Source organism: Nocardia sp. CA-128927 (assembly GCF_050955855.1).
Taxonomy (GTDB): domain Bacteria; phylum Actinomycetota; class Actinomycetes; order Mycobacteriales; family Mycobacteriaceae; genus Nocardia.
The window spans coordinates 8,149,794-8,172,438 of sequence record NZ_CP192087.1; the positions used below are offsets into that span (position 1 = coordinate 8,149,794).

Sequence of the window (22,645 nt, forward strand, 5' to 3'; positions counted from 1 at the left end):
ACCGGGGCCGCGGGATTCGGGGGTTACTGGATGGCGAACTGGCGAGACAGGGCCCAGATCACGAGGACGTCGATGGCGATGATGACGAGGGCCCAGATGGGGTAGATGGGGGCGAAGAGGAAGTTGTCGAGGATGCTGAGGGCGGCCATGACGATGCCGGCCAGGTAGCCCCAGGTTTTGCCGGTGACGATGCCGAATCCGGCGATCAGGATGAGGGCGGCGATCACCAGGTGGATCCAGCCCCAGGCCGAGACGTCGATCAGGAAGACCTGATCTTCGGTGACCACGAAGATGTCGCGGCCTGCGATCGCGGCGATGGCGCTCAGCAGGTGCAGCAGGCCGGCGATGAGAATCAGGACACCGGCGAAGATGGTCATGTCGTTGAGCACCGGGCCGGTCCGGACGGGTCCGGGACTAGTCATAACACACACTCCTTTCGAAACGCGTGATACTTCTTTCGGCCCAACGTAGCCGCTGATCAGGCAAAACCGGCGCAGGTCGGCGGGTGGGTCACCGGGTCGCGCCACGCACCGGATCGAGTCGAGCAAACGTGCCGCGCCCCGATCACCCGGAGGTGCCTGCCCGCGGCGGGGCACACGCGAACCGCAGGCAAACAATGAGCGATCTCGCGCGGCGCGCCAGCACCGATGTGGCTGTTCGTGCGATCGTGGCGCAGAATAGGGGCCGCACGCGATGGCTCCCGGCGTTTCTCGCCTCGGTGACACGCATCGCTGCGACACAAGGTGTTGTGCTGCACGGACTTGTCACCCCCAAGGAGTAGTGTCAGGATCCGTCAGGCAGCGGGCTCGGGAAAGGTGTGGAGGCAGGATGAAACTGATCGATCGGGTATCGGCCATCAACTGGAATCGGGTGCCCGACGAGAAGGATGCCGAGGTCTGGGACCGGCTGACCGGCAACTTCTGGCTGCCCGAGAAGGTTCCGGTGTCCAACGACATCCCCTCGTGGGGCACGTTGACCGCCGATGAGAAGCAGCTGACCATGCGGGTATTCACCGGCCTCACGCTGCTGGACACGATCCAGGGCACCGTCGGCGCGGTGAGCCTGATCCCGGACGCGCTGACCCCGCACGAGGAGGCGGTGTACACCAACATCGCGTTCATGGAGTCGGTGCACGCGAAGAGCTACAGCTCGATCTTCTCCACGCTGTGCTCCACCCGGGAGATCGACGACGCGTTCCGCTGGTCGGAGGAGAACCGCAACCTGCAGCGCAAGGCCGAGATCGTGCTGGACTACTACAACGGCGACGATCCGCTCAAGCGCAAAGTGGCCTCGACGCTGCTGGAGAGCTTCCTCTTCTACTCCGGCTTCTACCTGCCGATGTACTGGTCCTCGCGGGCCAAGCTCACCAACACCGCAGATCTGATCCGGCTGATCATCCGCGACGAGGCCGTGCACGGCTACTACATCGGCTACAAGTACCAGAAGGGTCTGGAGCTGGTCAGCCAGGCCGAGCGCGACGAGTTGAAGAACTACACCTTCGAGCTGCTGTTCGAGCTGTACGACAACGAGGTCGAGTACACCCAGGACCTCTACGACGAGGTCGGCCTCACCGAGGACGTCAAGAAGTTCCTGCGCTACAACGCGAACAAGGCGCTGATGAACCTCGGCTACGAGGGCCTGTTCCCGAAGGACGAGACCGAGGTGAATCCGGCCATCCTGTCGGCGCTTTCGCCGAACGCCGACGAGAACCACGACTTCTTCTCCGGATCCGGTTCGAGCTACGTGATCGGCAAGGCCGTGAACACCGAAGACGAAGACTGGGAGTTCTGAGCGACACACCCGGCTGAGGCGGCGGCGGATTCTTCCGCCGCCGTTTCGCGTCTCCGGGATGGCACTCCGCGACGCTTGCGTTGACACCGGCGACAACGTTTAGCGTGGCCGTGACGGTCGCTCGGAGGAGGTCGGATGCTGATCGGTGAACTGGCGCAACAGGCCGGAACGAGTACCCGCACCCTGCGGTACTACGAGCAGCACGGGCTGGTGCGGGCGGGCCGCTCCACCAACGGGTACCGCGTATACGACGCGGCGGAACTGCCGGTTGTCCTGAAGATTCGGACGCTGCTCGAGGAGGGTTTCGACCTCGACGACATCCGCCCCTTCATCACCTGCCTGCGAGCGGGCAACAGCTCCGGCGACAGCTGCCCGGATTCGGTTGCGGTGCTGCGGCGCAAGCTCGACGAGGTGGACGACGCGCTCGCCCGGCTGACGACGCTGCGGGCGGAACTCCACTACCGGCTCGCCGGTGCCGAGCAGCATCCGCCTGCCTGCGAATTCGGGTAATCACCTGTCCGGCAGCCGGTCTCGATAGGCCGGTTGTGCGATCGTCGCTGCCCACGTCACCCGAGGAACGCTCGATGAAGTTTGCGATCAGTTACAGCACACCGCATTACGGCGCCGACCCCGATCGGATCATCGCCTTCGCCCAGCACGCGGAGGCCTGCGGATTCGAGGGGCTGTATCTCCCGGATCACATCGCGCTGTATCCGGGCGCGAAGGTCGGCAACTTCGAGATGCCTGCCACACTCCCCTATCCCGATCCGCTCGACTGCCTGAGCTTCGTCGCCGCGGCCACCCAGCGGATCCTGCTCGGCACGGGCGTATTGCTGTTGCCGTACCGCCATCCGGTGGTCCTGGCCAAACGGCTCGCGACAATCGATGTGCTGTCGCACGGGCGTATGCGGCTGCTGACCGTCGGGATCGGCACGCTGCCCGGCGAAGCCAGCGCGACCGGCGTCGACTTCGCCACTCGCGGGCGACGGACCGACGAAGCGATCGACGTACTGCGCCTGCTGTGGTCCGGCGGCGCGGAGGGCGTCAGCTTCGACGGCGAGTTCTTCGCCTTCGATTCGCTGGTCAGTTTCCCGAAACCCCTTGGCGTGCCCGAGTTACCGATCCACGTCGGCGGCTCCAGCCGTGCCGCCGCCCGCCGCGCCGGTCGACGCGGCGACGGATACTTCCCCGGCGGCATGCTCGGCCCGGACGAACGCGCCAGCCAACTGGACCTCGCCAGGTCGGAAGCCGTTGCCGCGGGGCGTGATCCGTCGGCGCTCGAATACACCCGCTGGGGATCGATCGACATGCCCATCGAGCGCGCTGAAGGGCTTGCGGCAGAAGGTGTTACCCGGGTCGTCATCGGCGGCATCGATCCCGAGGACCAGTTCGACGAAATGTCGCGCTTCGCCGAGCGATTCGATCTCGGTAGCTGACCTGGCGGTCCCTCCGCGTTCGCGCATCCGACGTTCGCGAACTGCCCCGGCACTCCCCTCCGAGTGCCGGGGCAGAGTGCTGCCCCGCGTGCCAATTCATCTCCTGGCACATTTCCAATAGCTCCTTTCCGAAAAGGAATTTCCGTTCTGGATTGTTCCTGTCGCCTTGCGGCACTGAGTAATTCGGCGAATCGGTGCACCTCCATTACAGTCAGCTGATTGTATGAGCACGGAGGCCGATTGGGGTCGGCTTTCCGACATACAAAGCAGTGCAGCCAAAACCGCAGCCAAACAATAGGAACATTCCAGAACTGACCTCGCCAGCAGTTTGGAATGTTCCACAGTTGCTGCCGCATATGGGTTCCACAACAGACGACCGTATTCAGCAACCCTTCGGAGATGCAGCCATGACGACTGGTTCTACCCTTCCGCGCAGGCTTCTGGCCCGCGAGCTCCGCAATGCCCGCGAGGCGGCGAAAGTCAGCTCGGAGGCTGCGCGGAATCAGATCGGTGTCAGCAAACAAACGTTCTGGCGAATGGAGAACGGGATCCCGACCAGATTGAATCCGTTGTTCGTCAAGCGGTTATGCGAGATCTACGGGGTAACGACCGACCTCACGCAGATACTGATGACGCTCGCCGAAGAGACGAAAGCCAAAGGGTGGTGGCATGCGTTCGACGACGCCATCCCCGACAGCTTCAAACTGTTCGTCGGCCTGGAAGACGCAGCACAACGGGCGATTTCGTTTCAGACAACGTTCCTGCCTGGAATGTTGCAAACCGACGAGTACCGCCGGGCGATGGCTTTGATCGAGCACCCGAACATGCCGACATCGGCGGTAGAGACGAAGATCCAGATTGCCGCACGCCGACGAGATCGACTCACCGAAGCGACCGATCCGCTGACACTGGAAGCCTTTATCGACGAATCGGCGCTTCGCCGCCCGACCGGCAGCCCCGGAGTCATGGCCAACCAGTTGGCACATCTCGCCGATGCCGCACAGTTGCCTAATATTTCGGTCCGCATAGTGCCACTGTCGGCAGGCACTTACGGCGGTTTGATCGGTCGCTCATTCGTACTGCTGGAGTTCCCGCCACACCCGACCGCATACCTGACAGAGCCGCCAGTGGTCTACGTCGAAGGCTATATCGACGATCTATATCTGGAACGCCCCGAGGAAATTGCCGCTTATCGTGCGGTGCACACAGACATCAAGCGTCTGGCATTGGACGAGGCCGACAGCCTCGGTCTCATCCGCACTATCAGAGAGGACACCAACCCGTGAACATTGACATTACTCATGCACGATGGTTCAAGAGCGCGCGATGTTTTTCCTCGCGAGACTGTGTAGAAGTAGCACATCTCGACAGCGGCCAAGTAGGCATCCGCGACTCGAAGAACCGCACCGGCCCAGCCCTGGTACTCACCCCCGACGCGTGGGACACCTTCATCGCCAGTGTTGTACACGGCGATTTCAACCACCCGTAGCCCTACCGTCCACACGAAACCCCCACCTTCCGTGGGGGTTTCGTGCTTTACGCCAAACTATTTGTCGCCGTTCGGCTTCCGCAAAATGCTCAGGATCTGAGCCACATCGGACTTGATGTCGCCAACGTCCGATTCCACCGTCGCCAATCGACCATCCATCGTCCCGATCCGGCAATCCATGGTCCCGATCCGACTATCCAACGACTCGACCCGGCCATCCATCGACTCGATCCGACTATCCAACGACTCGATCCGACTATCCAACGACTCGACCCGACTATCCAACAACCCGATCCGGCCATCCAACAACCCGATCCGGCCATCCATCGACTCGATCCGGCCCTCGACGGCCCCGATCCGGCCATCCATCGACTCGATCCGGCCCTCGACGGCCCCGATCCGGCCATCCATGGAACCGAGTCGAGCGGCCATCGACTCCTGACCAGAGATCAAGTTGCCGATGTCGATACTCATCGAAATCAACCGGGACGCAACCGAGCGGCCGTCCAGGTCTCCGATACGGCTGTCCAGGACGCCGATGCTGGTCCGAATCTCACCCAGGGCGGCGTGGACGGCGTCGAACTTCTCCTCGAATCCGGTCACCGTGACAGTATCGCGCGTGATTTGCTGATCCCGCCACCGTTCTAGCTCATGCACACGTTCTTCCAAAGACTTCTCGCTGCTGCTCATGGGTCGAGCCCTCCCCTCGTCCGCTACTGCATCGAAAAACTACGAGCGGATCGTATCCCTGGGCACCGACACCTAATCGTCTCGGAGAGATCGCATTTCAGGTCGTTCGCGCTCGCCGCACCGCATCGGCTGTGTCTTCGCGACCGTCGGCAGTCAGCCCCGCGATCACGCCGTCTATGTCGGCGGCGAGCCGATTCTGGCTGAGCTTGAACTTGGCCTCGATGCGGGTGATCGCCAGTTCGATGCCGACGATGGCGCGCAGCTGACCCGCGATGAACTGTGGTGGTGCGTCGTCGACCGACCATGGTTGCGGCCGCCCGGCCTCATGGCGTTCGGTCAGGTCGCGGACGAGTCGTTCGACCCAGGCCGGGTCGTCGTGCACGGTGAGCTGGCCGTAGACGTGTGCGGTGGCGTAGTTCCAGGTGGGCACCGCGCGACCGTGCTCAGCCTTGCTCGGGTACCAACCTGGAGAGATGTACGCGTCCGGTCCGCGCACGATGACCAGCGCCTCGCCGACCACCGACCGTCGCCACTGATCGTTGTTGCGGGCGAGGTGACCACGAAGCGTCCTCGTGCCGGCGTCGTAGACGAACGGCAGCATGGTGGCGACCAGACCGTCCGGGGTCGCGGTGATCAGATCGGCGGCGCCGTGCTGGGTGAGCAGCTCGTGCATCGCCTGTTCATCGGCGGCGAAATGTGCGGGGACGTACATACTTTCCAGCATCGTCGGCCGAGTTGCCATACACCAGTACCACTTCGTCGACATTCGCCAGGACCACTTCGACTGGGAACGCGACTGTTCCGCCGTACCCCGAGGGGTGCGGCGGAACAGGGTGAGGGGTCAGTGGCCGACTACGACCAGGACGAACTGCTGGGTGGGGTTGTTCTGGGCGGGGCGGCTTACTACGCCGTAGTCCTTGGCGTCGTACTCGTGGGCGTCCACGTAGCGGTTGTTGGAGGCCTGTTGGATGGTGTACTTGCCGGCGCCGATGGAGTTGAAGTGCCAGACCTGGGTGGGGTTGTTCTGGGCGGGGCGGGTGACCAGGTGGTAGTCGAGGGATTCGATCTCGTGGGCGTCCAGGTAGCGGTGGCTGCTGACTTGCTGCACGGTGCCGGTGCCGGTGCCGCTCTGATCCCAGTGGATGCGCCACTGCTGGCTGGCGTCGCCCTGCTTCGGCCGGGTGACGACGTTGTAGTCGTGGGTGCCGTCGGCCCATGCGTCGAGATAGCGACCACTCGAGACCTGCTGGATCGTGACGATGTCGTCCGGCTGTGCGGCGTTTGCGGTGGCGGGAACTGCGGCGATGGCTGCGGTGGTCAGCATTGCGAAGAACAATCCTGCGGCTGCGCGGCTGGTGAAGTGAGTCAAGGACTGATCTTTCTGGTGGAAGTTGTTGCGTTGCTTGTCTGAACCAATGTTCGAGCAAACGCAACCACTCCGTAAGGCACCCTCGGGGGTAGCTGGACCGCTGCGGGGTGCGAAATTCACCCCCCGAGGGTGGCCGACATCATCGCCAGTGGTGGTCGCCGACGATCGCCGCTTCGCCGCCGCCGTCGGCGAAGATGATCTGGCCGGTGACGAACCGGTTGTCCGCACTGGTCAACCAGCAGATGGTTTCGGCGATCCATTCCGGTCGGCCCGGGAAACCGCCGAACGGTTGCGGCGCAGCGGTTTCGACGGTCTTGCGCACCTCTTCGTCGGCGAGGATCCACGCGGCCGCGGGTGTATCGACGACGCCCGGGGCGACGATGTTGAGAGCGATTCCGGCACCGGCCCATTCGGGGGTCGGGGCGACATTGCGAACCCAGCGATTCAACGCGCGCTTCGCGATCCCATAGCCGCCGGTAGGCCCACCGAGTGTGGGATCGGCTTCGAGATAGGCGACGGCAGCGTCCTCGTCGCCGTCGAGACAGGCCTGCACGACGCGCTCGTCCGCCGGTGCCAGCGACGAAGTCGACGATACGGCCAGCGCGCGGGGCGCCGGGCTCTGCGCCAGCAGCGGCCGAAGCCCTTGCAATGTCGCGACGGCACCGAAGTAGTTCGTTTCGAGCAGACCTGTCTTGCCGCCCCCGGCGATAGCGAGCACCGCGTCGATCGGCCCGCGGTCGGTCACCTGATCGATCAGTGACTGCCGACCGGCAGGCGTGGACAGATCAGCTTGGATCTCGGCGTCGCTGAGGTCGCACCCGATGACCGTGGCGTCGCGCTCGCGAAGCAGCGCGGCGGTCGCGGCACCGATGCCGGACGCCGAACCGGTGACAACATACGTTCGCCCGGCGAACCCTGGGTGCGATGTCATTGCGATGTCCGATCAGCCGATGGCGGAGAGGTATTCACCGTAGAAGAGCATCAGGCCGACCGCGGACGAGATGCCCGCCAGCAACCAGAAGCGGATGATCACGGTGGTTTCGGCCCACTTGCTGAGTTCGAAATGGTGGTGGAAGGGCGCCATCTTGAACAGGCGGTTGCGGGTGGTCCGGAAGACGACGATCTGCAGCAGCACCGAGAGGATCTCGGCGAAGAACAGTGCGCCGACCACCGCGGTGAGCAACTCGGTGCGGGTGGTGACGGACAGGCCCGCGAGCATTCCGCCGAGCGCGAGCGAACCTGTGTCGCCCATGAAGATCTTGGCCGGTGCCGCGTTCCACCACAGGAATCCCATGCAGGCGCCCGCACCGGCGGCGCAGACCACCGCGAGATCGAGCGGATCGCGGACGTTGTAACAACCGGCGTTCGGGGTGATCGCGCAGGAATTGGTGTACTGCCAGAAGGTGATGATCACGTAGGCGCCGAGCGCGAAGCTCATCGATCCGGCGGCCAGTCCGTCCAGACCGTCGGTGATGTTCACCGCGTTGGACCAGGCCACCACCAGGAAACTGACCACGAGTAGGAACCCGACCAACCCGAACGAGACGGTCTCCACGTCCCGGACATAGGACATGTGCCGACTGCCCGGCGTCAGCCCGGTACTGTCCGGAAACCGCAGCGCGAGCACACCGAAAACCACCGCGGCGGTGAGCTGGCCGACGTACTTGCCGGTCGCGGTCAATCCGAGGTTGCGCCGCTTGCGGATCTTGATGAAGTCGTCGAGGAAACCCACCACGCCCAGCGCGGTGGCCAGGCCGAGCACGAGCAACCCCGACGCGGATATCCCCTCCGCGTCGTGCCGGATGCCGATCAGATGCGCGCCGAGATAACCCGCCCACATACCGATCAGGATCGCGATGCCGCCCATCGTCGGCGTGCCGCGCTTGGCCTGATGGCTGGCCGGTCCGTCGGCCCGGATCTCCTGCCCGACCTTTCGCCTGGTCATCAGTTTGATCAGCAATGGTGTCAAGGTGATCGAGACCGCCAGCGCGATCATCGCCGAGTACAAGATCTGTCTCATGCGCCCCTCATGCGGCCGTCATCGGAAAAGTCGAGTAATTGAAACATCAACGCACGGGCACCTTTTCACTGCCCGGCCTGGTCGATACCCGACTCATGCCTGTACCGCTGCCGTCCACCGAACCCACCATCGTCCCTCGCGAAATGCCATGACGTTAGCAAGCCGAACGGATCCATGCGGCCTCCTGAAGTTCGGCTAAACACCGCTGCCGCGACCGTCCATCAGGACGGCCGCGGCAGCGGGCGGCGTCGAACTCAGATGCCGAGGACCAGCTTGGCGGTGGTGAAGTAGATGATCAGCCCGGTGGCATCGACCAGGGTGGTGACCATGGGTGCGGACACCACCGCGGGGTCGATCCGCAGCTTCTTGGCGAGCAGCGGCATGGTGCCGCCGATGGTGGCGGCCCAGCCGCAGATCAGCACGAGGGTGATGCCGACGACCAGCGCGACGCGCGGGCCGACGAACAACCCGCCGATCACCAATCCCGCTGCGGCGAGCATGGATCCGAGCACCAGGCCGACCCGGCATTCGCGCCAGATCACCTTGAACAGGTCGGTGACCCGCACCTCGCCGACCGCGAGCGCCCGCACACAGGAGGTGGCGGCCTGCGCGCCCGCGTTGCCGCCCGCGCCGATGAGCAGCGGGATGAACAGCGCGAGATGCGCGGCCTGCTGCAGGGTGCCCTCGAACATGTCGGTGACGCTGACCGTGAGTGTCGCGGCGAACAGCAACAGCAGCAACCACATCGCGCGGTAGCGGGCCAGCTGGAACACGCCCGCGGCCATGTAGTGGCCCTCCCACGGCGCCGAGCCGGCCTGCCTGGCCACGTCCTCGCTGTCCGCGGCCTCGATCACCTCGACGGCGTCGTCGATGGTGAGCAGGCCGACGAGCCGATTCTCGCTGTCTACGACAGGCATGTTGATGTCGTTGGTCTCGCGCATCAGCCGGGCCGCCTTCTCGGCGGAGTCGGTGGCGCGCGCGCAGGCCGGTTCGGTGACGACCAGTTCGGCGATCATCGTGTCCGGCTTGCTGAGCACCAGTTCGCGCAGTTCGACGATGCCGGTGAGCCGTCGGCCCGCGTCGACGACGGGCAGCGTGTAGACGGTTTCGGCGTTCGCGCCCTTGGCCCGCACCATGGTCAGCGCCTCGGCGACGGTCAGGTTCTGCGGCAGCGCGACGACCTCGGGGGTCATGTACTGGCCCGCCGAACCCTCCGGGTAGCCGAGCAGCGCGGCGGTCATCCGCCGCTCGCGCGGGCTGAGGCCGGCGAGCACCTTCTTGGCGACCTTCGCGGGCGCCTCGCGCAGCATACGGGCGCGGTCGTCGGGCGCCATGCCCTCGATCAGGTCGCGGAAGCTCTGGTCCCGCAGGCCCTGCAGGATCTGCTGCTGGTCGACCGGTTCGAGTTCTTCGAAGACCGCCAGCGCCAGGTCCTTGTCGAGCAGCCGGAACGCGATCCCGGCCTGGACGGCGTCCATCCGGGCGAGCTGGTCGGCGATGACATGCGGCGGGTGGTTGTCGAGCCAGGCGAGCGCGGCGTCGACGCGGTGGCTGTCGGCGATGTCCTGCAGTGATTCGGACAGCGTCGGACGTACTTCGATGACATCGGTCTGCGACATGGGGTGTCCTCAGCGATATGCGTGAGTGAATGGGAGCGCGAGATTTCACACCGCGGGCGCCCGCCCCAACCGTCGCTAACTACTCAGGAGTGCGAAGGGGCGACGCCGCGCGGCCTTCGACTGGGAGGTTCGCTGCGCATGGCAACCCCACCTCCTTCTCGTCGCTGCCGCAGACCGGTCGGGCCCGCACCATCACTGAAACGCTGCTCGGACGCGAAAGCATCCTTGTGCAGGATACAGGCAATCGGTTGAAGTGTTCACCACGAACGATCACGTTGCTCGGTCGATCAGCGTGGCTGTGACAGCGGTCTCGGCATCGCGCCAAGTGGGCACGTGGTGTACCCAGTCGGGCACCGGATCCGGTTGCGCGCCGAACAGGAAGAGGTGCGGCACCAGATCGCGCAGGGCATGGTGCACGTCGATCCGATCGTCGATCATGTGCGTGATGCCGAGGTCGGCGCAGTGTCCGGCCTTGTCCGCGCGTTTGCGGCAGAAGCGCAGGTGGTCGCGCGGGATCCCGGTGCGGTCGTAGAAATCGTGGTGGTCCAGCCATTGTCTGGTGCGCTGTTCGATCCGCTCCCCGCACTTGGAGATCACCCACGCCCGGCCCTCGAAACGCTGGACCAGGCGGGGTAGGGCGTCGAAAGCGTTGGGGCTGGGCGGAGTTCGCAATGCCTCGTCGAGTCCGCCGGAGAGAAATACCGTGTCCGCGGCCCCGGGTCGCAGGGCCGCCCCCTGGATGACCCGGCCGAAATCAACGCCGAGTCGAGATTGTCTATCTGTATTCATTTGCGTCCAAGCATGACTCGGGCAACCGTGTCGACGCGAGCGAATTTCCTTCTCGCGCAGCGGGTCAGACCGGCGGCATCGGGTCGTACTGGATGAGGCGGCGCACCTCTTTGGCACGGTCGGCACTGGCCAGCCGACGGACCAGGTGCAGTGCCATGTCGATCCCCGCGGAGACACCCGAGGAGGTGATGACGTCGCCGTCGTCGACGTAGCGATCCTCGCGGCGGACCTCGATGGGGGGGTCCAGTTCGGCCAGGCGGTCCAGCGACTTCCAGTGCGTGGTCGCCGGTCGACCGGCCAGCAGGCCCGCCGCCGCGAGGACCAGGGAACCGGTGCACACGCTGGTGATCAGCGGTGTCGTTTCGCGTTGGGCCCGGGCCCAGGTGAGCATGGCCTCGTCCTCGACCATCGGCCGCGTGCCCATGCCGCCGGGAAAGATCAGCACGTCGCGGCGGGGCGCGGTGTCGAACGAGTACTCCGCCTCGATCGTCATGCCTTTCGCGCACTTGATCGGCCCGCCGTCCATCGAGAACGTGAACGCCGTGTAGCCGTCGTCGGGGTAGTACTGGGTCCAGAAGGCGAGCACCTCCCACGGACCGACCGCGTCGAGTTCTTCGACTCCGGGGAACAGCAGCAGACCGACGGTTTGCGTCATCCTTCTCCTCATGCCGGAACTCGCGGGCTCTGGGTAGACGGTAGCGGCCCGGGAAGGAAGACAGCTCGTCCGAGCCGTCAACTAATCGTTTGCCACAAACCCGTAATCAGCGCAAGACATTTTCGTACCTCAAGTTTGGTTCTTCCATAGTCGACAGACTGATCGCCATGTCACTCACCCGAAACACCGGTTCCGTCACGCCTTATGGCGCAGAAAAGCACGTAACACGAGCCTCTTCCGTGACCCATAACGTTATCCCAGGACAGGTGACGTGGCTATTAGCTACAAGTTAGCCTGTGGGCATGACCAAACTACTGGCATTCACCTCACCGGCAAAAGGACACCTGTATCCGCTCGCGCCGGTCCTGGCGGAGCTGGTATCGCGGGGCCACGACGTGACCGTGCTGACGCTGCCCGGCAGCGAACAGGCTTTGGAACCCTTCGGCATCACCGTGCGCGATCTCCCGCCCGCGCTGGCGCGGGACACCCTGCACGACTGGGCGACCACCTCGCGGATCGCGGCCCTGCGCGCGGCGGTCCGCGCGCTCGTCGCCCGCATCCCGGACGAGATCCAGGCCTTGCGCAGCGCGATCATCGCCGAACGACCGGATGCCCTGCTGATCGACGTCAGCGCACCCGGCGCGCACATTCTCGCCGCGGCCAGCGGGCTGCCCTGGGCATCGTGGGCGTCGATGCTGCTGCCGATCCCCTCGCACGACGCGCCACCCTTCGGCCCCGGGCTGCGGCCGCGCACGGACCTGCTCGGCCGAGCCCGCGACAACACCGTGCACTGGTTCCTCAATCGCCGTTGGAACGAGGTGCTGCCGCAGCTCAATCACATGCGCCAGTACTACGGGCTGGATGAGCTGGAGAACACCGTGGACTACCTGCGGCAGCCGCCGCTGATGCTCAACTTCACCGCGCCACCGTTCGACGATGTGCGCGGTGACTGGCCGCTGTCGGTGCACCAGATCGGGCCGGGCCTGTGGGCGCCGGACGCCGAGCCGCCCGCGTGGCTGGACGAGATCGATCGGCCGCTGGCGCTGGTCACCTGTTCGACCGAATTCCAGGACGACGGCAAGCTCGCCCAGGCGGCGATGGACGCGCTGGCCGACAGCGGGCTGTACACGGTCGTCACCTCGGGCGCCATCGACCCGGCGACCCTCACGGTCCCGCCGAACGCGCGGGTCGAGCAGTTCCTGCCACACCATCTGCTACTCGACCGGACCGCCGTCGTCGTCTCGCACGGCGGCATGGGCATCACCCAAAAGGCCTTGGCCGCAGGCGTTCCGGTGTGCGTGGTGCCGTTCGGCCGGGGCCAGTCCGAGGTCGCGCGGCGGGTGGTCACCAATGAGGCGGGCAGCTGGGTGTCCGCGAAGCGACTCACCGCCGCCAGCCTGCGCGCCGGTATCGACAAGGCGATGGCCTGCCGCGACGGCGCGGCCAGGGTGGCCGCCGGATTCGCTGCGGCAGGTGGCACGTTGCGCGCCGCCGAGCTGCTGGAGCGGCATTTCGCCGGGCACCCGATCACGCATCCGGCCAAGACCGGTGCCACGCCGACCCACAGCTCGCACCCGTATCCGACCAATGAGGTTGCGCCGGAGATCACTCAGGGCGAGCCGGACCCGATTGTCCTCCCGCCCAATGACTCTCCGCCCACCGACGACCGGTACTGGACCACGTGGCAGCGTCGCGATCGCTGACCCGTTCGCTCGAGGTCGCGTGAAAACGATGTGCGCCGCGCGGGTTTGGCGCGGTACGGTCCGGCGATGGACGACTACTTCGGTGAGCGTGTAGCGGCCCGGTACGACGAGTCGTACGCGGAACTGTTCGAACCGGACATCGTCGGACCGATGGTCGATGTGCTCGTGCGGCTCGCGGACGGTGGCCAGGCCTTGGAGCTCGGCATCGGCACGGGGCGCGTCGCCTTACCGCTGGCGCGCCGCAGCGTCCCGGTGCACGGCATCGACCTGTCGCCCGCGATGGTCACCCGGCTGCACGCCAAACCCGGTGCCGACGCGATCGGCGTGACGATCGGCGACTTCGCGACGGTCAAGGTGGACGGCCCGTTCGCCGTCACCTACCTGGTCTTCAACACCATCATGAATCTGACGACGCAGGCGGAACAGGTGGCCTGTTTCGCCAACGTCGCCGCCCATCTCGAACCAGGTGGCTGCTTCGTCATCGAGGTCGGCGTCCCCGACCTGCGCAGCTTGCCGCCCGGCCAGACCATGGTCCCGTTCCAGGACAGCCCGACTCAGTGGGCGTTCGACCGCTACGACGTCGCCACCCAGCAGATGAGCTCCAACTACATCGAGATCGTCGACGGCCGCGGCGAGTACCGATCGATACCGTTCCGCTACGTGTGGCCCGCCGAGCTCGATCTGATGGCTCAACTCGCCGGGCTGCGACTACGCGAGCGCTGGGGTGGCTGGCTGCGCGAACCCTTCACCAACGAAAGCCGCAAACACGTGTCGATCTGGGAGAAACCCATCGGCTGACGGGGTTACACGCAGCCGGCGTCGAAGGGTTGTTCGCGCGGCCGGGCCACGGGAGAGTTGGCCGGTTGGAGCGAACAGCCAGGAGGGCGCTATGGCTACTGCCGATCAGCCACGTTCGGGATCGCAGGCCGTCGAGCGGGCGGTGCATCTGCTGAATTGCTTCGAGGGCGACGATCCTGAGCTGTCGATCAGCGAGTTGGCGCATCTGGCGGGGGTGCCGGTGAGTACGGCGCATCGGCTCGCTCAGGCTTTGGTGCGCGGCAGGCTGCTGGAGCAGGACCCGGCCACCGATCGATACCGGGTCGGGCAGGGGCTGGCGACGATGGCCCGGCCCGCGCTGACCAGGCTCGGCATCGATTCCGCCGCACCGCATATGTATGCCCTGGCGGCGGGGATCAGGATCACGACGAGTCTCAGCGTCGCCGATTCGCGGGACGCGGTGACCGTGCTACAGGCTCGACCGCCGGTGCGTTTCTGCAACCATCAGCTGCCGCGGTTGCGCCAACCGCTGGGTTCGAGCGCCTCGGGGCGGGCGCTGCTCGCGCATCTGCCCGCGGCACCCTATCTGGCCACCGAGTTGGATCTGGTGCGGCGCAAGGGTTTTGCGGTCGAGGAATTCGAGGGTGCGGACGATCCGATCCGATCCGTCGCGGTGCCGGTCTTCGACGCGGACAAGCAGGTGTGGGGTGCGCTGAGCGTTCAGGCCCGGTCGGCGCGGCTGAACGATGAACTGGTCCGCGAGATCCTGCCCGCGATGCGCCAGATCGCCGTGCGGATCGGCGGGGTCGTGCAAAACAGCTCCGCCTCAGGGGTATACACGCCGTAGTTAAACTCACCGCGATTTTCACAATGTGGAATGGCCGTTGTTTGTCGCCGTGCGGGGCAACACCATAGAAGGCCACGGGTACCGAATCCGGCGCCCGGCACAGTTCACGGAAGTCTCGAAGAGTTGATCCCTACCGCGCTGATCCGCCGCCGCGCGATCGACCTCATGCGGGTACCGCATGGGATCTGTCGCCGCTGACGCCAGTTTCCTGGCGCCTGTCATTTCCGATATTCCATTGTCGCGACCTTCTCTTCTGTTGTCGCCGTGCCCTTTTCGTTTCCGCACGCGCTTTTACTAAGGACTTCCAGCATGCCCTCCTCCGCTCCCCCGCGGCGCGCGGTCCGCGCATTCGCCGCCGCTCTCACCCTGCTCACCAGTGTTTCCGTGCTCGCAGGCTGCGGCAAGTCCGAGCCAGGCAGCACCGCCGACGGAAGGGCCGTGCTCCGCTATCAAGGCGCCACCGGTCAGGTCTCCCCCTACGAATTGGCCGAGGATCTCGGCTACTTCAACAAAATCGCGTTGCGCTGGGAGGGCGATACCACCAGCGGCCCCGCCAACATTCAGGCCGCGGCGACGAATCAGGTGGAATTCGGTAGCGCGTTCAACGGCGCGGTGGTGAAACTGATCGCGGGCGGCGCGAAAGTCACCTCGGTGCTCAGTTCCTATGGCTCGGACGAACAATCGTTCACCGGATACTTCGTCCGCGACGATTCCGGCATCAATTCGGCACGCGATCTCATCGGCAAGAAGGTGGCCGTCAACACCCTCGGCGCGCACCACGAGTTCATCACCCGGGAGTGGCTGCATCAGCAGGGTCTGTCCGAGAAGGAGATCAAGCAGGTGGAGCTGACGGTGGTGCCGCCGGCCAACACGGAGGACGCGATCCGCAAGGGACAGATCGACGTCGGGGCCCTGGGCAGCGTCTTCCGGGAGACCGCCGTCCAGCGCGGCGGGCTCCATGCGCTGTACACCGACACGGCGCTCTACGGCGCGCTCAACTACGGCACCTACGTGTTCCGCAACGACTACATCGCCAAGAACCCGGAAGCGGTCAAGGATTTCGTGCAGGGCACCGCCCGCGCCACCCGCTGGCTGCAGCTCACACCGCGCGACGAGGTGCTCGCCCGGTTCACCTCGATCATCGAGAAGCGCGGCCGCAACGAGAACACCGGCCTGGTGAAGTACTGGCGCAGCTCCGGGCTGCCGACGCCGGGCGGGGTGGTCGCCGAGAAGGAACTGCAGATCTGGATCGACTGGCTGGTCCGCAACGGCGAACTGAAGGACGGGCAGTTGCAGGCCAAGGATCTGTTCACCAACAAGGACAACCCTTACGCCAACGGCACATTCACCCCGCAGAGCGGACCGACCGGCGAGGCGGTGGCCGCGAAATGACCGCGAAACTGTCGCTGACCCAGGTGCACAAGCAGTTCTCGATCCGCGGCTCGAACGAGAAGTTCACTGCCATCGAAGACATTTCGCTGGATCTGCGTGATGGGGAGTTCCTCGTCCTGGTCGGACCGAGCGGGTCCGGCAAGTCGACCCTGCTCGATCTGCTCGGCGGTTTGAGCAAGCCGACCTCCGGCGAGATCCTCCTCGATGGAAAGCCGATCACCGGGCCGGGATTGGACCGGGGCATCGTGTTCCAGCAGTACGCGCTGCTGCCGTGGCGTACGGCGCGCGGCAATATCGAATTCGGCTTGGAGGCCAAGGGATTACGGCGCAGGGCCCGGCGCGAGATCGCCGAGAACTACCTGGAGTTGGTGGGACTGACCGGGTTCGGCGATCGCTACCCGCACGAGCTGTCCGGCGGGATGAAGCAGCGCGTCGCGATCGCCCGCAGCCTGGCCTTCGATCCGGAGGTGCTGCTGATGGACGAGCCGTTCGCCGCGCTCGACGCGCAGACCCGGGAGTCGTTGCAGGACGAGCTGTTACGCATCTGGCGGGCCACCGGGAAGACGGTCCTGTTCATCACGCACGGCATCGACGAGGCGGTGTATCTCGGTCAGCGGGTCGCGGTGCTGACCTCGCGGCCCGGTCGGATCAAGGCGGTGGTCGAGGTGGAGATCGACCGGGAGGCGGGTGGCGATATCCGTTCGTCGGAGCGGTTCCGGGACTACCGCCACGAGATCTGGACGCTGTTGCAGAGCGAGGTTCAGCGCGCGGCGTCGTTGGAGCGAGAGTCGCTGTCGGACAACACGACCCATGCAGATGCACATGTCGAGAGGTTGACCCATGTCTAGTGCAGTGGACTTCACCGAGCGTTCGATCGCGGTGAGCGCGGCCCCACCCGATCGAGTCACCGCTATTCGACCTGCCGCAGGGCCTTCATTCAAGGCGGGATCGCGCGCGGTCCGGTTAGTCGGCCGCTTCGCCTGGCGGGTGTTCAAACCGACGATCGTGATCGCGCTATTCCTGCTGCTGTGGCAGCTCGCCCCCACCCTCGGGCTGGTGGACGAGGTGTTCCTGCCGCCGTTCTCGGTGGTCGCGCAGTCGCCGACCTGGTCGTGAGCGGTGAGCTGTGGACCCACATCTCGGCCAGCCTGAGCCGCTCGCTGGCCGGTTACGCGATCGCGCTGGCCGTGGCCATCCCGCTCGGCATCTCGATCGCCTGGTACAAGCCGGTGGCGGATTTCCTCAACCCGATCCTGGAGCTGTTCCGCAACACCGCGGCGCTGGCCTTGCTGCCGGTGTTCATCCTGATCCTCGGCATCGGCGAGACCTCGAAGGTCGCCCTGGTGGTGTACGCGAGCACCTTCCCGATCCTGCTGAACACGATCAGCGGTGTTCGCACCGTCGACCCGTTGCTGATCAAATCGGCTGTGTCACTGGGTCTCTCGCCGCTGCGGCTGTTCCAGAAGGTGATTCTGCCCGCCGCGCTGCCGTCCATCTTCACCGGTCTGCGGATGGCCGCGGCGAGTTCGATCCTGGTGTTGCTGGCGGCCGAGATGTTCGGCGCCAGAGCGGGACTCGGCTACCTGATCACCGCCGCGCAACAGAACTTCCAGATCCCGAACATGTACGCGGGGATCATCGCCATCTCCCTGCTCGGTCTGGCCTTCAACGGCCTGCTGGTCGCCCTCGAGCGCCGATTCTCGCGCTGGCGCACCGAACCGAACGCCTGACCGTCCACTCCGCAACGCAAGGAAGAACCATGTCTCGTAAACAGTTCCACCTCAATGCCTTCCTGATGGGCGTCGGGCATCACGAGGCCGCGTGGCGGCACCCGCGCACCGAGGCGCACCGGGTGCTCGACGTCCGGCATTTCCAGGAGCTGGGCCAGATCGCCGAGCGTGGCAAGCTCGATTCGGTGTTCTTCGCCGACGGCCTCGCGGTCGGTCCGCGGATCAAGCGCAACACCCTGGCCGTCTTCGAGCCGATCACGCTGCTGGCCGCGATCGCCGCCGCCACCACGCATGTCGGGCTGATCGCGACGGCATCCACCACCTACCACGAGCCGTTCAACCTGGCCCGTAAGTTCGCCTCGCTCGACCACATCAGCGGTGGCCGCGCGGGCTGGAACATCGTCACGTCGGCGGGCGAGGACGAGGCGTTCAACTTCGGCTACGACGGTGTCCCCGAGCACGCGCGGCGTTATGAGCGGGCGCAGGAGTTCGTCGACGTGGTCAATCAGCTGTGGGACAGCTGGGAGGCCGACGCGATCGTGCTCGACACCGAGACCGGCATCTTCGCCGACCCGGACAAGGTGCACACCGTCGACTACGACGGGCCGCGCTTCCGGGTGCGCGGACCGTTGAACTCGCCGCGCACACCGCAGGGTCGGCCGCTGCTGGTGCAGGCCGGATCATCGGAGAGCGGAAAGGAATTCGCCGCGCGGCATGCCGAGGCAGTGTTCACCGCGCAGCGGACGTTGGCCGAGGGGCAGGCGTTCTATCGCGATCTGAAGTCGCGTTTGGCGAAGTACGGTCGCGCGGCCGACGAGCTCAAGGTGTTGCCGGGGCTCGTGCCGTTCATCGCCGACACCACCGAGGAGGCGCAGGCGCTGGAGCAGGAGTTCACCGATCTGATCTCGCCGGACTACGCGCTGCGGCAGCTGTCCACCATGCTGGGTGTCGATCTCACCGAGCACGCGCTCGACGCGCCGCTGCCGCCGCTGCCGTCGGAGAGCGAGATCGAAACGCACAAGAGCCGGTTCACGCTGGTCAAGGAGCTGGCGGAGAACGAGAGCCTGACCGTGCGCCAGCTGATCGGCAAGCTCGGCGGTGGGCGCGGTCATCGGACTTTCGCGGGCACGCCGACCCAGATCGCCGACGAGTTGCAGAGCTGGTTCGACAACGGTGCCGCCGACGGATTCAACATCATGCCGCCGTATCTGCCTGGTGGGCTGGAAGACTTCGTCGACCGGGTGGTCCCGATCCTGCAAGAGCGCGGCCTCTTCCGCACCGACTACGAGGCGGACACGCTGCGTGGGCATTACGGGCTCGGGCCGGTGGAGAGCCGGTACACGCGGGAACGGACCGAGGCGAGCGCATGACCGTCGACGTCCTCGTACTCGGCGGCGGCCCGGCCGGTACCTGGGCGGCGCTGAAGGCTGCGGCCACCGGTGCCTCGGTTATGTTGGCCGACAAGGGTTTCTGTGGGAGCAGCGGCGCGACGGCCGCCGCTGGAACCGGGATCTGGTACGTGCAGCCCGAGCCGGAACTGCGCGAGAAGGCGATGGCGAGCCGCGAGGCGCTCGGTGGTTACCTCGCCGATCGCGGGTGGATGGCCCGCGTGCTCGACGAAACGTACGCCAGGGTCAACGAACTCGCCGAGGTCGGCCGCTACCCGTTTCCGACCGATCGCAAGGGTCGTTCGCTGCGTACCGGTGTGCAGGGGCCGGAATACATGCGGCGGCAACGGCTCCGGCTACAGCGGGCGGGGGTACCCATCCTCGATCATGCTCCGGCGATCGAACTGCTCACCGACGCCGCTGGTTCGGTAGCGGGCGCGCGCCTGCAACGGCTGGCAACCGGTGAACTCGTCGACACCAGTGCTCGCGCAGTCGTTCTCGCCACCGGTGGATGTGCGTTCCTGTCGAAGACGCTGGGCTGCAACGTCAATACCGGCGACGGCGCGCTGATGGCCGTCGAGGCGGGGGCCGAGCTTTCCGGCATGGAGTTCTCCAATGCCTATGCCATCGCGCCGGAGTTCACCTCGGTGACCAAGACCGCCTACTACTCGTTCGCGACCTTCTACCTGGGCAATGGCGAGCCGCTGGCGGGTGCGTCGGGCAAGAGCCGCTCGCCGATCGCACGGGCGCTGTTGACCGGACCGGTGTACTGCACGCTGGATCGGGCGGACGCGGAGCAGCGGCGGGCGATGCGGCTGGGGCAGCCGAACTTCTTCCTCACCTTCGATCGGCTCGGCATCGATCCGTTCACGGATCGGTTCCCGATCACTCTGCTGCTCGAAGGCACGGTTCGTGGCACCGGTGGGGTTCGCGTCGCGGGCGCGGATTGCTCGACCAGCGTGCCCGGTCTGTACGTCGCGGATGATGTCGCGACTCGGGAGCTGATCTGCGGCGGCTTCACCAGCGGCGGCAGCCACAATGCCGCGTGGGCGATGTCGTCCGGCAGTTGGGCGGGCGCCGGTGCTGCGGAATACGCACGGCAGCAGGGCAATTCGGTCGACGATCGGCAACGGTTCGGTGCTGGCGGGGTTGGTGTCCGCCCCACCGGCCGACCGGACGTCGAGCTGCAGCCGGTGGATATCGTCGCGGTGGTGCAGCGGGAGGTGCTGCCGTACGACAAGAACCATCTCCGGCACGGCGATCGGCTGCGGCCTGCGTTGGCGACGCTGAACGAGATGTGGCAGCAGGCTCGCGCGAATCTGACTATCGCGCAGGCAGATCCGTCCGAGGTTCGGTCGGCGGCGGCGATGGTCGCGCACGCGCGGTGGATGTACACGGCGGCGCTCGCGCGCACCGAGTCGCGTGGCATGGCTCGCCGTCAGGAATTCCCCGACCTCGATCCGGCCCAGCATCATCGGCTGATCACCGGCGGGCTCGACGAGCTGTGGACCGCGCCGGAACCGGCGTTCCTCGCCCAGTCACAGCTGGTGTCGGCATGATCGAACTGGTCTCGGTCGCCCGCTGCATCGAATGCGACAAGTGCATCGAGGTCTGCCCCACCCATGTCTTCGACCGGGGTGCGGACGGAATACCGCTGCTAGCAAGGCAATCCGATTGCCAGACGTGCTTCATGTGCGAGGCGTACTGCCCCGCCGACGCGTTGTTCGTCGCCGCGCGCACGGAACCACTTCCGCCGGACGATGTGCAACGTGACGAGGCGTACCTGATCGAGCACGGCCTGTTGGGTAGCTACCGCAAGGCGCTCGGTTGGGGCGGTGGCCCGTTGGGCGCGCGTTACGCGATCGGTCCCGAATTGCCATGACGCCGTTGACGAAACGGCGCGTGGTCGACTTCATGCGCGTGTGCCGCAGCGCTTGTCGCCCGGGCGATCGAACCCGCCTACCCCACATCACTTTTCACTAGCGAGGTCCCCATGACCACGGTGCACGAACCATCCACGATCGCCACCACGGACACCCTGCAAGTCACCCCGGTCGCCGGTTACATCGGCGCCGACATCTCCGGTGTCGATCTGCGCGAAACGCTGACCGACCAGCAGGTCGAGCAGGTCACCGCCGCGCTGCACAAGCACAAGGTGCTGTTCTTCCGCGACCAGCACATCGGGCACGCAGAGCAGATCGCCTTCTCCCGGCGCTTCGGCGCGGTCACCCCGTCGCATCCCTACGATGCCGACGCGCCGACCGAGTTCCCGGAGATCCTCGCCGTGGACAGCCGGTTGTACGAAAAGCGGTTCGGTGTAAGGAAGTTCAGCTACACCAACTTCTGGCACACCGATGTCTCGCCGCTGATCAACCCGCCTGCCGCCTCGATCCTGCGCGCCGAGATCGCGCCCGCGCAGGGCGGCGACACCGGCTGGACGAATCTGGTTGCCGCCTACGAGAACCTGCCGGAGTCGTTGCAGCGTTTCGTGGAGGGGCTGCGTGCCGAGCACCGGTTCGGCGGGCGCAGGCCGGTCTGGCACGAGGACAGCGATTACGCCAAGAAGGTGGCCGCCGCGCCGTTGGTGACCGAGCATCCGGTGGTCCGGGTGCACCCGGTGACCGGCGAGCGGGCGCTGTTCGTCAATCCGGGCTTCACCACCCGGATCGTCGGGTTGAGCCCCAACCAGAGCGACGCGCTGTTGAAGCTGCTGTTCGACGAGGTGGCCAACCCCGCCTACACCGTCCGGTTCCGCTGGGCGGCAGGCAGCATCGCGTTCTGGGACAACCGGGTGACGGCGCATCTCGCACCCAGCGATCTCGATCATCTCGACGTCACCCGGGTGCTGTATCGCACGACGCTGGAGGGTGATATCCCGGTCGGCGTGGACGGTGCGCCGTCCACGTCCATCGCCGGGGCGCAGTTCACCGGCGCTTAGGAGTAGACAGGT

Annotated in this window: 23 protein-coding genes and 1 pseudogene; 15 read left to right on the top strand and 9 right to left on the bottom strand. The window is 65.8% G+C overall.

Features of this window, described 5'->3' with window-relative positions; all coding sequences use genetic code 11:
- Positions 1–23 precede the first annotated feature (23 nt).
- Entirely contained in the window at positions 24–422 is a 399-nt protein-coding gene (locus tag ACQPW1_RS37680) for a DUF7144 family membrane protein (protein ID WP_433657317.1), read from the bottom strand.
- A gap of 406 nt (positions 423–828) precedes the next feature.
- On the opposite strand from ACQPW1_RS37680, the gene nrdF reads away from it, so the two are divergent.
- The 5 genes from nrdF to ACQPW1_RS37705 all read left to right on the top strand — a co-directional run bounded on the left by nrdF (position 829) and on the right by ACQPW1_RS37705 (position 4,716).
- Positions 829–1,791 carry a class 1b ribonucleoside-diphosphate reductase subunit beta gene (gene nrdF, locus ACQPW1_RS37685; RefSeq protein WP_357377903.1) on the top strand — a complete coding sequence of 321 codons (963 nt, stop codon included), beginning with the start codon at positions 829–831 and terminating at the stop codon, positions 1,789–1,791.
- 135 nt (positions 1,792–1,926) lie between these two features.
- On the top strand, positions 1,927–2,301 hold the full coding sequence (locus tag ACQPW1_RS37690) for a MerR family transcriptional regulator (protein WP_433657320.1): 375 nt from the start codon (positions 1,927–1,929) through the stop codon (positions 2,299–2,301).
- 74 nt (positions 2,302–2,375) lie between these two features.
- Positions 2,376–3,227 (top strand): TIGR03619 family F420-dependent LLM class oxidoreductase, encoded by an 852-nt coding sequence (locus tag ACQPW1_RS37695; protein ID WP_433657322.1) that lies wholly within the window; start codon positions 2,376–2,378, stop codon positions 3,225–3,227.
- 407 nt (positions 3,228–3,634) lie between these two features.
- Positions 3,635–4,513 carry a helix-turn-helix domain-containing protein gene (locus tag ACQPW1_RS37700; protein WP_433657324.1) on the top strand — a complete coding sequence of 293 codons (879 nt, stop codon included), beginning with the start codon at positions 3,635–3,637 and terminating at the stop codon, positions 4,511–4,513.
- Positions 4,510–4,716: a DUF397 domain-containing protein gene (locus tag ACQPW1_RS37705; protein WP_433657326.1), complete on the top strand. Its 207-nt coding sequence runs from the start codon at positions 4,510–4,512 to the stop codon at positions 4,714–4,716. Before ACQPW1_RS37700 ends, ACQPW1_RS37705 begins: the two co-directional genes overlap by 4 nt.
- A 57-nt stretch (positions 4,717–4,773) precedes the next feature.
- Here ACQPW1_RS37705 and ACQPW1_RS37710 read toward each other — a convergent pair whose 3' ends face one another.
- From ACQPW1_RS37710 to ACQPW1_RS37745, 8 genes are all read right to left on the bottom strand, one after another.
- Entirely contained in the window at positions 4,774–5,319 is a 546-nt protein-coding gene (locus ACQPW1_RS37710) for a hypothetical protein (protein ID WP_433657327.1), read from the bottom strand.
- A gap of 184 nt (positions 5,320–5,503) precedes the next feature.
- Positions 5,504–6,148, bottom strand: coding sequence for an FMN-binding negative transcriptional regulator (locus ACQPW1_RS37715; RefSeq protein ID WP_433657329.1), 645 nt, complete (start codon positions 6,146–6,148; stop codon positions 5,504–5,506).
- A 99-nt stretch (positions 6,149–6,247) separates the two neighbouring features.
- The gene (locus ACQPW1_RS37720) at positions 6,248–6,730 is read right to left on the bottom strand and encodes an RICIN domain-containing protein (protein ID WP_433657331.1); all 483 of its coding nucleotides are present in this window, start codon (positions 6,728–6,730) and stop codon (positions 6,248–6,250) included.
- A 184-nt stretch (positions 6,731–6,914) separates the two neighbouring features.
- Positions 6,915–7,706 (bottom strand): SDR family oxidoreductase, encoded by a 792-nt coding sequence (locus tag ACQPW1_RS37725; protein ID WP_433657333.1) that lies wholly within the window; start codon positions 7,704–7,706, stop codon positions 6,915–6,917.
- A gap of 12 nt (positions 7,707–7,718) precedes the next feature.
- Positions 7,719–8,795 carry a phospho-N-acetylmuramoyl-pentapeptide-transferase gene (mraY, locus tag ACQPW1_RS37730; RefSeq protein WP_433657334.1) on the bottom strand — a complete coding sequence of 359 codons (1,077 nt, stop codon included), beginning with the start codon at positions 8,793–8,795 and terminating at the stop codon, positions 7,719–7,721.
- A 254-nt stretch (positions 8,796–9,049) separates the two neighbouring features.
- Positions 9,050–10,414 (bottom strand): magnesium transporter, encoded by a 1,365-nt coding sequence (mgtE, locus tag ACQPW1_RS37735; RefSeq protein WP_433657336.1) that lies wholly within the window; start codon positions 10,412–10,414, stop codon positions 9,050–9,052.
- A 270-nt stretch (positions 10,415–10,684) separates the two neighbouring features.
- Complete coding sequence (locus ACQPW1_RS37740) at positions 10,685–11,203, bottom strand: hypothetical protein (protein WP_433657338.1); 519 nt, start codon at positions 11,201–11,203, stop codon at positions 10,685–10,687.
- Positions 11,204–11,267: 64 nt separating this feature from the next.
- Complete coding sequence (locus ACQPW1_RS37745) at positions 11,268–11,858, bottom strand: DJ-1/PfpI family protein (RefSeq protein WP_433657340.1); 591 nt, start codon at positions 11,856–11,858, stop codon at positions 11,268–11,270.
- A gap of 302 nt (positions 11,859–12,160) precedes the next feature.
- Here ACQPW1_RS37745 and ACQPW1_RS37750 point away from each other — a divergent pair, with 302 nt between their 5' ends.
- The 10 genes and pseudogenes from ACQPW1_RS37750 (at position 12,161) to ACQPW1_RS37795 (ending at position 22,633) form a co-directional block, all read left to right on the top strand.
- Entirely contained in the window at positions 12,161–13,561 is a 1,401-nt protein-coding gene (locus ACQPW1_RS37750; RefSeq protein WP_433657342.1) for a glycosyltransferase, read from the top strand.
- A 66-nt stretch (positions 13,562–13,627) separates the two neighbouring features.
- Positions 13,628–14,359: a class I SAM-dependent DNA methyltransferase gene (locus ACQPW1_RS37755; protein ID WP_433657344.1), complete on the top strand. Its 732-nt coding sequence runs from the start codon at positions 13,628–13,630 to the stop codon at positions 14,357–14,359.
- 91 nt (positions 14,360–14,450) lie between these two features.
- Positions 14,451–15,185 carry an IclR family transcriptional regulator gene (locus ACQPW1_RS37760; RefSeq protein WP_433657346.1) on the top strand — a complete coding sequence of 245 codons (735 nt, stop codon included), beginning with the start codon at positions 14,451–14,453 and terminating at the stop codon, positions 15,183–15,185.
- 309 nt (positions 15,186–15,494) lie between these two features.
- Positions 15,495–16,577 carry an ABC transporter substrate-binding protein gene (locus ACQPW1_RS37765; RefSeq protein ID WP_433657348.1) on the top strand — a complete coding sequence of 361 codons (1,083 nt, stop codon included), beginning with the start codon at positions 15,495–15,497 and terminating at the stop codon, positions 16,575–16,577.
- Positions 16,574–17,425, top strand: coding sequence for an ABC transporter ATP-binding protein (locus tag ACQPW1_RS37770; RefSeq protein WP_433657350.1), 852 nt, complete (start codon positions 16,574–16,576; stop codon positions 17,423–17,425). Before ACQPW1_RS37765 ends, ACQPW1_RS37770 begins: the two co-directional genes overlap by 4 nt.
- Positions 17,418–18,307, top strand: a pseudogene (locus tag ACQPW1_RS37775) (ABC transporter permease). Before ACQPW1_RS37770 ends, ACQPW1_RS37775 begins: the two are co-directional and overlap by 8 nt.
- 29 nt (positions 18,308–18,336) lie before the next feature.
- The gene (locus tag ACQPW1_RS37780) at positions 18,337–19,677 is read left to right on the top strand and encodes an LLM class flavin-dependent oxidoreductase (protein WP_433657352.1); all 1,341 of its coding nucleotides are present in this window, start codon (positions 18,337–18,339) and stop codon (positions 19,675–19,677) included.
- Entirely contained in the window at positions 19,674–21,254 is a 1,581-nt protein-coding gene (locus tag ACQPW1_RS37785; protein ID WP_433657354.1) for an FAD-dependent oxidoreductase, read from the top strand. The genes ACQPW1_RS37780 and ACQPW1_RS37785 overlap by 4 nt, the downstream gene beginning before the upstream one ends.
- Positions 21,251–21,577: a 4Fe-4S dicluster domain-containing protein gene (locus ACQPW1_RS37790; RefSeq protein ID WP_433657356.1), complete on the top strand. Its 327-nt coding sequence runs from the start codon at positions 21,251–21,253 to the stop codon at positions 21,575–21,577. The genes ACQPW1_RS37785 and ACQPW1_RS37790 overlap by 4 nt, the downstream gene beginning before the upstream one ends.
- Positions 21,578–21,688: 111 nt before the next feature.
- Complete coding sequence (locus ACQPW1_RS37795) at positions 21,689–22,633, top strand: TauD/TfdA dioxygenase family protein (RefSeq protein WP_433657358.1); 945 nt, start codon at positions 21,689–21,691, stop codon at positions 22,631–22,633.
- Positions 22,634–22,645 lie beyond the last annotated feature (12 nt).